The sequence below is a fragment of the Luteolibacter rhizosphaerae genome, assembly GCF_025950095.1.
Lineage (GTDB): Bacteria > Verrucomicrobiota > Verrucomicrobiia > Verrucomicrobiales > Akkermansiaceae > Haloferula > Haloferula rhizosphaerae.
The window spans coordinates 66,466-78,766 of record NZ_JAPDDR010000016.1; the positions used below are offsets into that span (position 1 = coordinate 66,466).

A 12,301-nucleotide genomic window follows, 5' to 3' on the forward strand; every position below is an offset into this window, starting at 1 on the left:
ACCATGACTGCAAGTTCCCTCAGTGCCCTGATCGTCCGCTTCTTGGCCGTCGGGCTGGGAGTCTATGGCGTCACTCTCCTCATCCGCGGGATCGTGGTGCAGTCGCAGGTGAGCCAGATGCAGAATACATTCGCGGCATTCGAGAGCCTATCCGGACCGGGATCCACGGGGGACTCCGAGCTCTTCGGTGGTGCAGCCGGTTCCTTCAGATCGGTGATGCGGCTGCTCTACTGGGGATCGGGGGCTTCGCTCGTGGTCTCGGTAGTTCTCTACGCGGCGAGCCGGAAGCTCGGAGCACTGATCGCCCGCGGGCTGGATTGAGATCGTGGACAGCGATCATGCCATGAACCTCATCCGCTGCACGCAGGAACGCCATGCCGGAACGATCCTGGAGATCCTCAATGAGGCGATCTTGAACTCCACGGCGCTCTTCGACTACCAGCCGCGGAAGCCGGAAGCGATGGTGGCGTGGTTCGAGGCGAAGGAGCGGGGTGGCTATCCGGTGATCGGCGTGGAGAGTGGGGATGGCAAGCTCATGGGCTTCGCTAGCTATGGCAGCTTCCGGGCATGGCCGGCCTACAAATATTCGGTGGAGCACTCTGTATACGTGCACCGGGACCATCGCGGGAGGGGACTGGGGCGGATCCTGATGCGGGAGTTGATCTCGGCAGCGGAGGAGCAGGGCTATCATGCGATGATCGGGGGAATCGAGGCGGGCAATGCGGGGAGCATCGCACTGCATGAGTCGCTAGCCTTCACCCACGCGGGGACGATCCGCGAGGCGGGCTTCAAGTTCGGGCGCTGGCTGGATCTGAGCTTCTACCAGTTGATCCTGCGGACCCCGGCAGAGCCTTGTGACGGGTGAGACATCAGCTCGGAACGAGACGAGCCTAACCGTAATCTCGTCCGGGATACCGACAAGTTCCGGTGCCGCTGGCTTTCTTGATTTATCAAATCGTTCAATTCGTGGGGGCGCCTCATGAGAAAAGAAATGAAAGCACTTTGGATCTCTCTGCTGGCTCTGGTGCTCGTGATGCCGGCTTTCGGCACCTCGATCATCTTCCCGACCTTTTCGACCCCGGTAATGGCGGGAGATACCCTGGTGGTTGTATCGCCTGATCGAATGGCTTTTATTGGCCTCTCCAAGTCGGGAAAGAAGATGTGGACACAGCCCTTGTCGACGAAGGGGAGCCTGATCGAGCATGGATCGGGTAGGACGCTGCTCGTCCAAGGAAGTTCGGTAAGCTCCTTGAACCCAAAGGATGGGACCATCAAACCCCTCTTCGATTCGGATCCGAAGGTCGAGTGGATGAAATACTCTCCGGAGGCAGACCTGTTTTGGGGGCGATTGCTAGGTGATGAACCGGGATTAGCGCTCTTCGATGGTGATACCCATACCTGCCTGGCGAAGGAGGTGAGCGGCGAAACGGTAGCCTATGCCGATGCCGGTTTGGTCGTCATCGCGAAGGGCCTGCGCAAGCCTGTACGGGGCGGCCATACCTTTTCAAAGGGGTGGATCGAGGGTTTCGACCGCAAGGCGATGAAGCGCATCTGGTCGGCTCCGTTCGAGAAGGAGCCGTCGCCCTACCATTTTGTAGTCCGTTGCGGAGGGTATGTCGTCTGTGAAGACGGCCGGGAGTTGATGGTGATCGACGTGAAAAGCGGGGAGTTGCGCCGCCGCCCCGCCGCGATGCCGGAGGATGCCCTTGGGCCGAAAGGGCTGAGGGATGAGAACGGGGATCTGGTCTATCTGACAACGGTCATGAACATGAGTAACTTCCACGAGAGCGAGCAGACCCTTTACCGGTTAAGGCTGCCGCATCTGGAGGTCTTGGAGAAGAAGGTGATGAAGGTCATTGAGGCCGTGACGAGTGAGAAGGCCGGGGATCTCTTGATCACGGATGCCCTGTATCGGACCGCTTGCTTCCGGCCTGACGGGTCCAAGCTCTGGGAGCACTTCCAAATGCATCGGACGCCGGTTATAGACGGCGTGATCTATTTCTCCGACTATAAAGAGGGAGTCGCCCGAATGGGAGCATTGGACGTTTCCACCGGGGACCAAACGATCTTCATTTCCGAGAAGGTGGAGATGAGGTAGAAACGCCATGAACTGCTATCGGGAGGACCCGCATCAGAAGAAAGGCACATTATGAAGGTATCCCCCTCTAAACGATTCTGTGCCGCTTGGCTCCGCTACTTGGGGCGTGGGGCCCATGTGCTGGTGGCGCTGATGATTTCCGGCTTTGTCGTGCAGGTTCTCTCGGTGGCCGTCTTCTGGCTGGTCCAAGTGGTCTCCGGATCGGAGAGCGGAAGCGATGGCCCCATGAGCGGGATTCTCATTCCCGCGGTGTTCTTCATCTTGGTCGGCCTTCCTTTATTCGGATTCCTGTTCTCGAGGGCTTATTCTCCGAGCGAACTTGCGGCGGTGGATCGGGATGAACCCGGTGGGGAGTCCGTGCATCCGGTCCGGCAATGAGCGTGCAGGATCCCGACCAGTGGTATATCGAGATGGTGGAGGGCTTTGAGCTGTATCTCTAGGGCTTCATCAAGGAGGTTGTGGCCCGATGGCGCCGGAACTAAGACTCACCGAAGACGAAGTGCAGGCTCTGCGGGCAATCCTTTCATGCCTGGTGGTGAAGGATCGCACCGGGACGCTGGGGATCATGCATGGGGCCGAGCGCTTTGTTTCGACGGGGCGCAATTTTAAGAAGGCGGAGAGGGACCAGATCGATTCACTCGCTAGGAAGGCGGGGTTGGGTTCGGGCTTGCCGCTCTATCGCGGGTGAAGACGGGGACGGTCCTTGCAGGCCGCTTGGAGGGATCTAGTGTTAGGGCCTGCTTGCGCTCACTCCTGTCTATGCCTGATGCCGAACGTCGGAAAGAGATCCTGTCCCGCTTCTTGAAAGAGGTGTGGACCGACGGAGATGCGGATGCTGCGGAGCGCTACATTGCACCGAGCTACACGATCCGCCATGATCCCGGGGACCCGTGGGATGGGAAGCTGCTGGATCTGGAGGGCTACAAGGAGCGGGTGAGAATCTCCCGCGCGCCCTTTCCGGATCAGCGCTTCGAGGTGCAGGAACTTTTCGCCGATGGCGATGCGGTGGTGGTGACCTGGCTGTGGTCGGCCCCGCATCTGGGTGAGATCCCGAGCTTCCCGGCATCGGGCAAGACGATCCGCATGTCCGGCGCGACGGTGTATTACTTCGACGGGGATCGCCTGACGGGGCATTGGCAGATCACGGATCGGCTGGGGGTGTATCGGCAGCTATCGAGCCCATGAGGGAAGGCAAGGAGAACGCGGAGCGATAAGGAGCGGGGACATTCTTGTCCCCGGAGGGAGCGTGCACCACGACGACAGGAATGTCGTCGCTCCTTATGTAGCGGGACGACTTCGACGTTCCGGCTGGGGGCATGCGCGTAAGGGAAGCTCATGGCGATCCCCGGGGAGAGTCGCCCGCTACGATAGAAGGCCGATCCATGTGCGGGATTTGAAATCTCACCCGTCTGCCTTAGCTTGCGAGATGTCCGATGAGAACAAGGCGACACTAACGAAAGCGAATGCGGCGATCAGCGCCGGTGACTACGAGGGCTTCCTGGCGCACTGCACGGAGGACACCACCTGGACCTTCGTGGGCGAGCAAACTCTGGCAGGTAAACAGGCGGTGCGGGAGTGGATGAAGACGGCTTACGTGGAGCCGCCGAAGTTCAAGGTGGCACGCCTGATCGCGGAGGGGGATGCGGTGGTGGCGATCGGGGAGATCATCCTGAAGGATGAGGGCGGGGAGGAGACGCGCCATGAGTACAGCGATGTTTGGAGCTTCCGCGAGGGGAAGATGTCGGGATTGAGTGCATTCGTGGTGCCGAGCAAGTAGGAGGATCTCGTGTCCAAGCGAATCGACACGGCCACGAAGCGGATCCATGCACCCGCCGCCGCGATCTATGCAGCCTTTGCTTCGGCGGAGGCGATGGCGGCTTGGCTGCCGCCGAAGGGGATGAAGGGAGAGATGCTGAAGTTCAGCTTCCGCGATGGCGGCGGCTACCGGATGCGGCTCATCTATGAGGAGGCGGGCCAAGGCGCCGGGAAAACGAGCGAGGATACGGATGAAGTGGAGGTCCGCTTCGTGAAGTTGGTGCCGGGCGAAAGGATCGAGGAGTCGGTGAACTTCGATAGCGAGGATGAGGCGTTCGCGGGCACCATGCGGATCATCTGGCTGCTGGATCCCGGGCCGGGTGGCACAGAGGTGACGGTCCGTTGCGAGGACGTGCCACCGGGAATTGCCGCGGAGGATCATGAAGAAGCACTCGCATCTACGCTGGAGAATCTGGCTGCATTCGTGGAGCGCGGTGGGTAGGGTGCGTGCCACTGATGCGCTACGTCCTCCTCGGCTACATCGGCCTGTTCGGCTTGAGCTATCTGCTGATGGCGGTGTCCGAGTTCTTCCTGACGCCGGCAAAGGAACGGGATCCGCTGCGGGAGACGCTCGTCGATTTCGGCTGTGGTGCGATTCTTCTCGCGGGGATGTTGTTCCTCGCGACCGGAGTATCGGACCTTCTTCTCAGGCAGATATGGCTGATCGCGGCTCCTCTCGCGGTGCTGCTGCAGCTGGCCCTGAGTTGGCGTGCGCGGCGGCGCGAGGCGCAGTCATCCGCACAGGGTGATACGCCTCCGTCCTTTCTCTTGCCGGATCTCGGCACGCTTCTCCTGAGCCTGCCTGCGCTTGGCTTCAATCTCCAGTTCGCGCTGGCCGGATGGACACGCTGACCCGGGCTTCTGTCGCGAGATTGTTGCCACCCGACGGTTAGGCCGCACAAAATGCCGTCCGGTTTCATCGCCGGGGAGCTTGCAGCCCCGGAATTGCTCCACTATCAGCGGGGTAACCGCTTGAACCCATGAGCCGCCAACCCTGTAAGCGCTGCGGCGCGATGATCCTGGAAGCCACCGCAGATGCGAACGATGGACTCTGCGCCCCCTGCGCGAAGGGCGGAGGAGTTTGCGAGGTCTGCGGCACGCGGATGTCCCAGCCGAACAAGAGCGGCGGCTATGTGTGCTGGGATTGCGAAAAGTCCCGGCGGATCGATGCGGTGCCGAGCCTGCCGAAAGGCTGGCAGCAGGAGATCGATGTGGATTGGGAGCTGGTGACGGACAACTATGCGCTGGCAGTCGATTCGGTCCTGCAGCGTTTCCTGCCTGCGCAGGGGGATGATCCTGCTTGCAGCGCGGTCTTCCAACTCTCGCAGAACGCGATGCTGGAGCTGCACCTCAACACCCGGGACGGCATCGCCGGGATCCCGGCCAAGATGCGTAGCATCGCGAACTGGGGCCAGGAGCTCTCCGATGAAGGATGGGTGGAGCGGGTGGGACTGTGGTACACACCAGCATGGAAGTATTCCGAGCTCGGCCTCGCCTTCGCGACCGACACCTCGAGGGCCATCGAAGATTTCCACTACGACCTCTACGAGAAGCTCTCCGAGGACGGCGCGACGGAGGGATTCAATACCGCGCGCCTGGCCGCGATCGAGCGCGTGCGGCAGTCCGATGCCTTCGCTCGTATCGTGAAGACGCCGGACTTCACCGTGCACGTGGCGGATGACGACGGGCTCGAGTATTACAGCAAGGCGCAACTGGGAGGATAACCCCTATTGGGGATCGACGCGGAGGCGGCGCGTGGGTGTCATGATCCATGCTCAAGCATCTTCGTCCTCTTCTGTGGATCGCATGGGGCGCTCTCGCGATTGCTTGCGCGCAGGGTGAAGAGACGGCCAAGCCGCGGGCGCGGGTGATCGTGGACAACGATTTCGGCGGTGATCCGGATGGCTTGTTCCCAACTGGCGCATCAGCTCCTCTCGCCCTCGGTGAAGGTGCGCGGGATCATCGGCTCGCATCACTATCCGGGCGGATTTTTCAGCTACTCCGGGGCGCCGGAGGAGGCGTGCAAGGCGGCGAAGGAATTGCTGGAGGTGATGGGGCTGGGTGGGAAGGTGCCGGTCCATCAGGGCGCGAAGGAGCGGATCGGCGAGGATGGCGCGGCGCGGCCTTCGGATGCCGCACGCTTCATCGTGCAGGAGGCGATGCGTGAGGATGTGAAGACGCCGCTCTTCATCGCCTGCGGGGCCGGGCTCACGGATCTGGCGAGTGCCTATCTGCTAGAGCCGGCGATCGGGAAGCGCATCCGGCTCATTTGGATCGGCGGGCACGAGCATGAAGGCATCGCCACACCGCCGCCCGGCGGGCAGAGGATCGAGTATAACCTGGGGATCGACCTGAGAGCCGGGCAGATCGTCTTCAATCAATCGGACATCCCGGTCTGGCAGGTGCCGCGGGATGCCTACCGGCAGGCGCTGGTCTCCACCGCCGAGCTGGAGATGCGGATGAATGATGGCGGCAAGCTCGCGGGCTTCCTGAATGCGCGCCTGCAGGAACTGATGACGCGGGCCTATCGCGATACCGTGGAGACCTATGTGCTGGGTGACAGCCCGCTGGTGCTGCTGACCGCGCTGCAATCTCCTTGGGAAGCGGACCCGGCCTCGAGCCGCTATCTCAAGCTGCCGACACCGCGGATCAACGGAGACGGTCGCTATGATGCGAATCCGCAGGGCCGGGAGATGCGGGTCTATACCCAGATCGACAGCCGCCTGATGTTCGAGGACTTCTACGCGAAGCTCGCACTCTTCTCCCGGCAGGGTGGGGAGGGGGAGTGAGAGGGAAGAGATAAAATTCGGCTGCAAGTGGTCGCCGCAGGCTGCTAGGGTAGTTTCCTCACGATGCCCAGTTACACGGTCAGATGTCTGTTCGAGTGGTCCGCGGACAGGGTCGAGACGCTCAAGCACCTCTACGAGGAGCGCATTACGTTGTGGAATGCCGCCACCTTCGAGGAGGCTATCGAGCTGGCGGAGCAGGAGGCTTCCGAGTATGCGGAGGAGCACGGCTTCACCTTCATCCAGCTCTCGCAAGCGTTCTGGATGTTCAGCGAGGTCCAAGGGTCCGGTGTCGAGGTCTATTCGCTTTTGCGAGAAAGCGATTTGGAGCCCGACGCTTATCTGAACGCCTTTTTCGATACCGGCTTCGAACGCGAAGAAGATGTTCGAGCTTCGTGATGTTGCGAGGAAGTTCACCCAGGCCAAACTCCTGGAGAGGTTCGGACTCGTGGTCATCGCCATGACGAGAAGCGGAAGGACGCGATTGCCGGGGTGATCGGCGATTGTCTCGACGCCGCTGATCGTCGCATCTACGAGTTGCCAGTCCTTCGCGGCACTGTTGCCGATTTTACTCTCATCAAGCTTCTTCCTCTACTCGCGGTTCCCGTCCTCGGACTAATGATGAGCGCTTGCGAGCCTTCGGACCCTAACGGGTTACCGCCGATCTCCTCGATCCCGCCGACGACCACGAAGGAAGGTAGCCTGGCCAACAAGGCCCTCACGCAGGATGCCACGCAAGCCATCCGGAAGATCACGGGAGGTAGCGGGGCCTTGGTGAAATTCGTGATCCAGCAGCCGGTGGGCACGGTCGGCAAGAAGGCCTGGCGGGAAGTCTGGGTCCATGAGCCGAAGGGCCTGGGGCAAAGTTTCATCCTGACCTTCCGCGAGGATGGCCAAGGCTCGGCGGACTTCGAGATCCAGAAGATGTAAAGGAGGGCGGCGCAATGAAGGCAGATCTGATCGCCCAACTCACCAAGGCCCTGTCCGAGGTCGAGACAGCACTCTCGCGGCATTCCGCTCCTTGGAGTGATCTGTCCGAGCGTTGCTCGTCGTGGCGAGAGGTGATCGGCAGCAGCGATGCCGTGATGCTCGAGCAGGCGGCCAAGGAGATCAGAATCAAGTTCCATCCCAAGTCTGAACTGCCCCTCGACTACGAGCTGCAGGAGGAGGTCGAGGCGCTTGCTCTGGGCTTGGAATCAGAGCAGCTGTGCCAGTCCTATGCGGCCGTCATCCAGCGCGTAGGACGGAAGCGGGCGCAGCGGGAGTGGGAGGCTGCCATCTCTGATCCGGAGGCCTTGTTCCCACGTGGGCTGGAGTAAGGCCTGTCCATGCTTGATGGCAGAAGGAGGATCTGCGAAGACCCGGGCATGAGCCGTCTCGACCAAGTAATGGGCACCCTGCTAGAGACATGGGACCAACGCTATACCTTCCGCCACGAGCGCACGGAGCCGCGGCTGAGCTTCGAGGTTCCCGGTTTCACGCTCGATGTGGTGGAAGCGGCCGGGGAGGATGAGGTGGCGCTCCACTTCGAGGAAGCCGGCGTCAAGCACCGGGCCGAGTGTTCGGTCGAGGAGGCGCCGCGTATCATCGAAGCGCTGTTGTTCCCGGAAGAGGAGGAGGGCTAAAGCGGACGCATGCCGACGGGTCACGGACTCCGATCGTGATCTTCGTGCCGGATTTTTCTCCCATTGGGGAGAGCGCGGATATAAAGGGTGCACTGCCATGGGCATGGATATCACCGGCTTTCTGATTATGGATGGGGATGGGGACCAAGTCCTCGCGGATGCTCAAGGACAGTATCTGGCTTTCGATTGCCCGGGATGCGGCCACCCCCTGCTCGCTACCACGCTGGAGAACCAAAGAGGGTCCGATGAGGATCACCCGGCGGAGTGTCCGGATTGTGGTGGGGCTTACTTCCTCGATCCCCGTCTTTCGGCGAAGAAGCTCTATATTCACTCGGTGGAAGAATAAGGGACGCGATGTTTGGATGCCTACCCCTTGACTCCGTAAAAAGCGCGGCGACCTAGGGGCTCTTACCATGAGCACGCGCACCGCCATCTTCCCAACCAGCCCGCACGCCCTTTACAAGGAGCACGGCTATTCCCCCGCGATCCTCTCCGGCGATTTTCTCTTCGTCTCCGGCATGGTCGGAGCGCGTCAGGATGGCTCGCCGGAGCCGGATCTCGCGGCGCAGGTGCAGCTGGCCTTTGATAATCTGGAGGGCGTGCTCAAGGCCGCAGGCGCGGGCTTCGACGATGTGGTCGACCTCACCTTCTACATGATCGATCCGGATGCCAGCGTGGGTTACGTGCTGGAAGGCATGAAGAAGGCCTTCCCCGCCGAGCCGCTGCCGAACATCACGGCGGTCGGCGTGAACTGGCTCGCGGGATTCCAAGTGGAGATCAAGGTCACCGCGCGGGTGCCGAAGTGAGAGGATCTCCGCGCGGAAATTTGCGCCCTTCTTCGTGAAAGCTTCACGCGGCGTCTGGTAAGATCCGGCGCATGGGGATGCGCTCGATGGATGATCTGTTCAGGATGGGTGTCAGAGGCATCATGCTGCTGGCGCTGATTCTGTCGTCGGCGGTGTGCGAGGCCCGGGCGGTCCGCAGCATGGGGATGAAGGAGCTGGTGGCGCAGTCTGCCTTGGTCTTCGTAGGGCAGGTCACATCCATTCGTCCCTCCGGCATCACCACCACGCTGACCTATCCCACCTGGGGGAATACGGTCTTCGAATGGCTGGAGGTCGAGGTAAAGGTGATCGAGGAAGTGAAAGGCGTGAAGAAGGGCCAGGTCGTCCGCACGCTGATGCTCTCGATCCGGGGCGAGTCGTTCATCGTCATCAATCCTCCCGGGATGGTGAAGCCCGGGCTCGGGCAGCACCATTTACTCTGCCTGCTGCCGACGACTCAGCCCGGCTTTCATGCATCCATCACCGCACCTTTCGATGACCGGGAGGGGATCTTCCTGCTCGACCGCAAGGAATGGACGGAGGGTGCCACCTACTTCGATGACAAGGGCAGGAAGGTGGCATTCAAGGATCAGAACGAGAAGAACGCGATGCTCTGGAATCTGGTGGATGGCCGCGGCAGGATCATGCCAGGTGGTGCCGCGGCGATGCGGAAGAATTATCAAGCCGAGATCGCGAGGAGACCGCCGGCGGAATCCGTGGTCCACCTGAAGTGGAAGAAGGTGGAAGGCAAGGGCGGCTGGCAGTGGAATGAACCTGCGGAGGAGAAGAAGGTCGAGACGAGGCGGCGGCCAAAAGCGAGCGGGAAATAGTGGCATGGTGGAAGGGCTCTTGGAGCGCCGGCGCATCTCGACTCTTGTCTCCCGGTCGTTTGGCGGCTTTCTTGGATACGTGCCTCTTGCCGCCCTCTCGTCCGAAGTAATCACAGCTCTCGGCGTCGTGCTCTTGCTGCTGGCCGCGATCCACATGGCCGCTTGGTGGAGATGTCCTGTTGAGAGGCGCGTTCACTACCTGAACCAATTCGGCTTCTTTCTCTTTCTTACTCTCTTCATCCCCATTTATCCGGGAGGTGGCCATGTCCGCAGAACACTGCTGTGGGAGGTCTACAACTTTCTCTTCATCCCCGGATTCTATCAGGACGACCACACCCGGCTTCATACTGTCGATTACTTGGTATTCGGGGCCATCGTCCTACATCATTTGGTCTGCGTGGCTTTGGCCAAAATGACTACGCGGTTCCTCTTCCGTAGGAAAAAGGTCTCGGATGGGAGTGATGGAGATTGATCGAAGAAGCTCCCGGAGGCTCCAAGGGGGCGGACCTTCCGCCAAAGCAGCCAGCGCGTGCTTGTGCAGCCCGCCTCTTTCTGAATACTGGCGGGTGCTGGATACTCCTTGCCCTAGCCTGAAACCATCCCGGGAGGGATCGATGCCATGAATCCGATCGAGAAGAGAAAACTTCTGAAGTGGAACACCATCCTCTGGCTGCTGGCGATGATCGCGCCCGCGGCGCTCAGCCTGTCGCTCGCCGGGACGAAGTTCCCGTGGCCGATGATCCTGCCCTTCCTGCTGCTCGGCTGTTTGCTCGCCTCGAACAAGATGCTGCTCCGCGCGCTGGAAGCGGCAGATGGCGCGCCGTGAGACAGTGCGCGGGTTTGACTCTGCGGCAGGCTTTGCTTCCTTGCGAGGCATGAGCGCCTACACGATCCGCCACCTGGGGCCCGATGATCTCCCCTTGATGAGGGGGATGCTCGATCTCTTCGGTCGCGCCTTCGAGGAGCCCGTGACTTACGGAGACAAGCGGCCGGGCGATGCCTACCTGCGGAGCCTGTTAGGCGGGGATTCCTTCATTGGCATCGTGGCCGTGCAGGAGGGTGAGGTGGTCGGCGGGATCGGTGCCTACGAGCTGCGGAAATTCGAGCAGGAGCGGAGCGAGATCTACATCTACGACCTGGCGGTGGCGGAGGAGCAGCGGCGCCAGGGCATCGCTACGGCGATGATCGAAGCGCTGAAGGGCATTGCGCGGGAGCGCGGGGCCTGGGTCATCTACGTGCAGGCGGACCTGCAGGATGATCCGGCAATCGCGCTCTACACGAAGCTGGGCGTGCGGGAGGATGTGCTGCACTTCGATATCGCACCATGAAGCGGATCTTCATCGCCGGGGCCAGCGGGGCCGTGGGTCGACGGCTCTGCCCCATGCTGGTGGCGGATGGTTACGAGGTGACCGGCATGACCCGTTCGCCGGACAAGGTGCCGATGCTGCACGAACTCGGCGTGCAGCCGGTGGTCGCGGATGCCTTCGATCAAGCCGCGCTGGATAAAGCGCTGCTGGATGTCCGGCCGGAGATCGTGATCCATCAGCTCACGGAGCTGCCGCGCGCGCTGGCCGCGGAGCAGATGACGGAGGCCCGTGTCCGCACCGCCCGCATCCGGGAGATCGGCACGCGGAATCTCATCGCTGCCAGCGTGGCGGCGGGTGCCAAGCGCCTGATCGCCCAGAGCATCGCCTTCGCCTATGCGCCGGGCGAGCCGCCCTATGACGAGTGCGCGTCGCTGAATCTCGACGATACGGTATTTGCGGTCAGCGTTCGCGGTGTTGTCAGCCTGGAGCAGCAGGTGCTGGGCGCGCCGCTCACCGGCATCGTCCTGCGCTACGGGAAATTTTATGGCCCCGGCACCGGCTTCGATCACCCTGCTGCGGGTGGGCCCGTGCATGTGGACGATGCCGCGCGTGCCGCCTGCCTCGCCATCGCGCGCGGCGAGCGTGGCATCTATAACATCGCGGAGGAGGACGGCATTATCTCCAGCCGGAAGGCGCGGGAAGAGCTCGGCTGGGTGCCGGGCTTCCGACTGCCGGGCAGCGCTTGATCCGTTCTTGCCGCAGGCCGGGGGAAATGGTGAGATAGCGAGCGAGGATCCATGGAGCTTGTCCCGCCTCCATCCCTCGTTCTCACCCCTCGTAGACACACCATGATCCGTCCAGTCGCCACTCACTGGGCAAGGCGCGGTAGGGATGCCGCCTTGTTTCTGTTCCTCGCCACGCTCGCGCTGCTGGCCTTCGCCTTCTACACCGGAGAGCCGGGCTTCTTCCTGAAGTGGTTCTTCGGCCTGCAGGCGGACACCTGACCTGGCCGGGAG

The 12,301-nt window shown here is 61.7% G+C and carries 22 protein-coding genes; all 22 read left to right on the forward strand.

Annotation, left to right across the window (positions count from 1 at the left end):
• Positions 1-3 precede the first annotated feature (3 nt).
• The 22 genes from OJ996_RS23420 (at position 4) to OJ996_RS23525 (ending at position 12,289) form a co-directional block, all read left to right on the forward strand.
• Positions 4-321 (forward strand): hypothetical protein, encoded by a 318-nt coding sequence (locus OJ996_RS23420; RefSeq protein WP_264516137.1) that lies wholly within the window; start codon positions 4-6, stop codon positions 319-321.
• A gap of 22 nt (positions 322-343) precedes the next feature.
• Positions 344-865: a GNAT family N-acetyltransferase gene (locus tag OJ996_RS23425; RefSeq protein WP_264516138.1), complete on the forward strand. Its 522-nt coding sequence runs from the start codon at positions 344-346 to the stop codon at positions 863-865.
• A gap of 126 nt (positions 866-991) precedes the next feature.
• Positions 992-2,098, forward strand: a complete 1,107-nt coding sequence (locus OJ996_RS23430; protein WP_264516139.1) for a hypothetical protein — start codon at positions 992-994, stop codon at positions 2,096-2,098.
• Between the two features lie 132 nt (positions 2,099-2,230).
• Positions 2,231-2,476 (forward strand): hypothetical protein, encoded by a 246-nt coding sequence (locus OJ996_RS23435; RefSeq protein WP_264516140.1) that lies wholly within the window; start codon positions 2,231-2,233, stop codon positions 2,474-2,476.
• A 381-nt stretch (positions 2,477-2,857) separates the two neighbouring features.
• Positions 2,858-3,283, forward strand: a complete 426-nt coding sequence (locus OJ996_RS23440; RefSeq protein WP_264516141.1) for an ester cyclase — start codon at positions 2,858-2,860, stop codon at positions 3,281-3,283.
• A 241-nt stretch (positions 3,284-3,524) separates the two neighbouring features.
• Positions 3,525-3,875 (forward strand): nuclear transport factor 2 family protein, encoded by a 351-nt coding sequence (locus tag OJ996_RS23445; RefSeq protein WP_264516142.1) that lies wholly within the window; start codon positions 3,525-3,527, stop codon positions 3,873-3,875.
• 9 nt (positions 3,876-3,884) lie between these two features.
• Entirely contained in the window at positions 3,885-4,355 is a 471-nt protein-coding gene (locus tag OJ996_RS23450) for an SRPBCC domain-containing protein (protein ID WP_264516143.1), read from the forward strand.
• A 14-nt stretch (positions 4,356-4,369) separates the two neighbouring features.
• Positions 4,370-4,765 (forward strand): hypothetical protein, encoded by a 396-nt coding sequence (locus OJ996_RS23455; protein WP_264516144.1) that lies wholly within the window; start codon positions 4,370-4,372, stop codon positions 4,763-4,765.
• 128 nt (positions 4,766-4,893) lie between these two features.
• Positions 4,894-5,637, forward strand: a complete 744-nt coding sequence (locus OJ996_RS23460) for a hypothetical protein (RefSeq protein WP_264516145.1) — start codon at positions 4,894-4,896, stop codon at positions 5,635-5,637.
• 177 nt (positions 5,638-5,814) lie between these two features.
• A complete protein-coding gene (locus OJ996_RS23465; RefSeq protein WP_264516146.1) occupies positions 5,815-6,702 on the forward strand; it encodes a nucleoside hydrolase in 888 nt (295 codons plus the stop codon).
• Positions 6,703-6,765: 63 nt separating this feature from the next.
• A complete protein-coding gene (locus OJ996_RS23470) occupies positions 6,766-7,098 on the forward strand; it encodes a hypothetical protein (RefSeq protein ID WP_264516147.1) in 333 nt (110 codons plus the stop codon).
• Between the two features lie 222 nt (positions 7,099-7,320).
• Positions 7,321-7,629 (forward strand): hypothetical protein, encoded by a 309-nt coding sequence (locus tag OJ996_RS23475; protein ID WP_264516148.1) that lies wholly within the window; start codon positions 7,321-7,323, stop codon positions 7,627-7,629.
• 14 nt (positions 7,630-7,643) lie between these two features.
• The gene (locus tag OJ996_RS23480; protein ID WP_264516149.1) at positions 7,644-8,018 is read left to right on the forward strand and encodes a hypothetical protein; all 375 of its coding nucleotides are present in this window, start codon (positions 7,644-7,646) and stop codon (positions 8,016-8,018) included.
• Between the two features lie 48 nt (positions 8,019-8,066).
• Positions 8,067-8,324, forward strand: coding sequence for a hypothetical protein (locus OJ996_RS23485; RefSeq protein ID WP_264516150.1), 258 nt, complete (start codon positions 8,067-8,069; stop codon positions 8,322-8,324).
• A gap of 97 nt (positions 8,325-8,421) precedes the next feature.
• Positions 8,422-8,670, forward strand: a complete 249-nt coding sequence (locus OJ996_RS23490) for a hypothetical protein (RefSeq protein ID WP_264516151.1) — start codon at positions 8,422-8,424, stop codon at positions 8,668-8,670.
• A 67-nt stretch (positions 8,671-8,737) separates the two neighbouring features.
• Positions 8,738-9,130, forward strand: a complete 393-nt coding sequence (locus OJ996_RS23495) for a RidA family protein (protein ID WP_264516152.1) — start codon at positions 8,738-8,740, stop codon at positions 9,128-9,130.
• Between the two features lie 104 nt (positions 9,131-9,234).
• Complete coding sequence (locus OJ996_RS23500) at positions 9,235-9,978, forward strand: hypothetical protein (RefSeq protein ID WP_264516153.1); 744 nt, start codon at positions 9,235-9,237, stop codon at positions 9,976-9,978.
• Between the two features lie 4 nt (positions 9,979-9,982).
• Positions 9,983-10,450: a hypothetical protein gene (locus tag OJ996_RS23505; protein ID WP_264516154.1), complete on the forward strand. Its 468-nt coding sequence runs from the start codon at positions 9,983-9,985 to the stop codon at positions 10,448-10,450.
• Between the two features lie 147 nt (positions 10,451-10,597).
• The gene (locus OJ996_RS23510) at positions 10,598-10,804 is read left to right on the forward strand and encodes a hypothetical protein (RefSeq protein WP_264516155.1); all 207 of its coding nucleotides are present in this window, start codon (positions 10,598-10,600) and stop codon (positions 10,802-10,804) included.
• A gap of 49 nt (positions 10,805-10,853) precedes the next feature.
• Positions 10,854-11,306 (forward strand): AAC(3)-I family aminoglycoside N-acetyltransferase, encoded by a 453-nt coding sequence (locus OJ996_RS23515; protein WP_264516156.1) that lies wholly within the window; start codon positions 10,854-10,856, stop codon positions 11,304-11,306.
• Positions 11,303-12,031 (forward strand): NAD-dependent epimerase/dehydratase family protein, encoded by a 729-nt coding sequence (locus OJ996_RS23520; protein WP_264516157.1) that lies wholly within the window; start codon positions 11,303-11,305, stop codon positions 12,029-12,031. Before OJ996_RS23515 ends, OJ996_RS23520 begins: the two co-directional genes overlap by 4 nt.
• Positions 12,032-12,133: 102 nt before the next feature.
• The gene (locus OJ996_RS23525; RefSeq protein WP_264516158.1) at positions 12,134-12,289 is read left to right on the forward strand and encodes a hypothetical protein; all 156 of its coding nucleotides are present in this window, start codon (positions 12,134-12,136) and stop codon (positions 12,287-12,289) included.
• Positions 12,290-12,301 lie beyond the last annotated feature (12 nt).

What these genes read in the sequence shown, in the direction of transcription:
- OJ996_RS23435 (WP_264516140.1), top strand. Translation starts at nt 2,231, where the DNA reads ATGATTTCCGGCTTTGTCGTGCAGGTTCTCTCGGTGGCCGTCTTCTGG.
- OJ996_RS23475 (WP_264516148.1), top strand. Translation starts at nt 7,321, where the DNA reads ATGAGCGCTTGCGAGCCTTCGGACCCTAACGGGTTACCGCCGATCTCC.
- OJ996_RS23480 (WP_264516149.1), top strand. Translation starts at nt 7,644, where the DNA reads ATGAAGGCAGATCTGATCGCCCAACTCACCAAGGCCCTGTCCGAGGTC.
- OJ996_RS23460 (WP_264516145.1), top strand. Translation starts at nt 4,894, where the DNA reads ATGAGCCGCCAACCCTGTAAGCGCTGCGGCGCGATGATCCTGGAAGCC.
- OJ996_RS23470 (WP_264516147.1), top strand. Translation starts at nt 6,766, where the DNA reads ATGCCCAGTTACACGGTCAGATGTCTGTTCGAGTGGTCCGCGGACAGG.
- OJ996_RS23495 (WP_264516152.1), top strand. Translation starts at nt 8,738, where the DNA reads ATGAGCACGCGCACCGCCATCTTCCCAACCAGCCCGCACGCCCTTTAC.
- OJ996_RS23430 (WP_264516139.1), top strand. Translation starts at nt 992, where the DNA reads ATGAAAGCACTTTGGATCTCTCTGCTGGCTCTGGTGCTCGTGATGCCG.
- OJ996_RS23455 (WP_264516144.1), top strand. Translation starts at nt 4,370, where the DNA reads ATGCGCTACGTCCTCCTCGGCTACATCGGCCTGTTCGGCTTGAGCTAT.
- OJ996_RS23500 (WP_264516153.1), top strand. Translation starts at nt 9,235, where the DNA reads ATGGGTGTCAGAGGCATCATGCTGCTGGCGCTGATTCTGTCGTCGGCG.
- OJ996_RS23490 (WP_264516151.1), top strand. Translation starts at nt 8,422, where the DNA reads ATGGGCATGGATATCACCGGCTTTCTGATTATGGATGGGGATGGGGAC.
- OJ996_RS23525 (WP_264516158.1), top strand. Translation starts at nt 12,134, where the DNA reads ATGATCCGTCCAGTCGCCACTCACTGGGCAAGGCGCGGTAGGGATGCC.
- OJ996_RS23510 (WP_264516155.1), top strand. Translation starts at nt 10,598, where the DNA reads ATGAATCCGATCGAGAAGAGAAAACTTCTGAAGTGGAACACCATCCTC.
- OJ996_RS23505 (WP_264516154.1), top strand. Translation starts at nt 9,983, where the DNA reads ATGGTGGAAGGGCTCTTGGAGCGCCGGCGCATCTCGACTCTTGTCTCC.
- OJ996_RS23515 (WP_264516156.1), top strand. Translation starts at nt 10,854, where the DNA reads ATGAGCGCCTACACGATCCGCCACCTGGGGCCCGATGATCTCCCCTTG.
- OJ996_RS23465 (WP_264516146.1), top strand. Translation starts at nt 5,815, where the DNA reads ATGGCTTGTTCCCAACTGGCGCATCAGCTCCTCTCGCCCTCGGTGAAG.
- OJ996_RS23520 (WP_264516157.1), top strand. Translation starts at nt 11,303, where the DNA reads ATGAAGCGGATCTTCATCGCCGGGGCCAGCGGGGCCGTGGGTCGACGG.
- OJ996_RS23420 (WP_264516137.1), top strand. Translation starts at nt 4, where the DNA reads ATGACTGCAAGTTCCCTCAGTGCCCTGATCGTCCGCTTCTTGGCCGTC.
- OJ996_RS23485 (WP_264516150.1), top strand. Translation starts at nt 8,067, where the DNA reads ATGAGCCGTCTCGACCAAGTAATGGGCACCCTGCTAGAGACATGGGAC.
- OJ996_RS23440 (WP_264516141.1), top strand. Translation starts at nt 2,858, where the DNA reads ATGCCTGATGCCGAACGTCGGAAAGAGATCCTGTCCCGCTTCTTGAAA.
- OJ996_RS23425 (WP_264516138.1), top strand. Translation starts at nt 344, where the DNA reads ATGAACCTCATCCGCTGCACGCAGGAACGCCATGCCGGAACGATCCTG.
- OJ996_RS23445 (WP_264516142.1), top strand. Translation starts at nt 3,525, where the DNA reads ATGTCCGATGAGAACAAGGCGACACTAACGAAAGCGAATGCGGCGATC.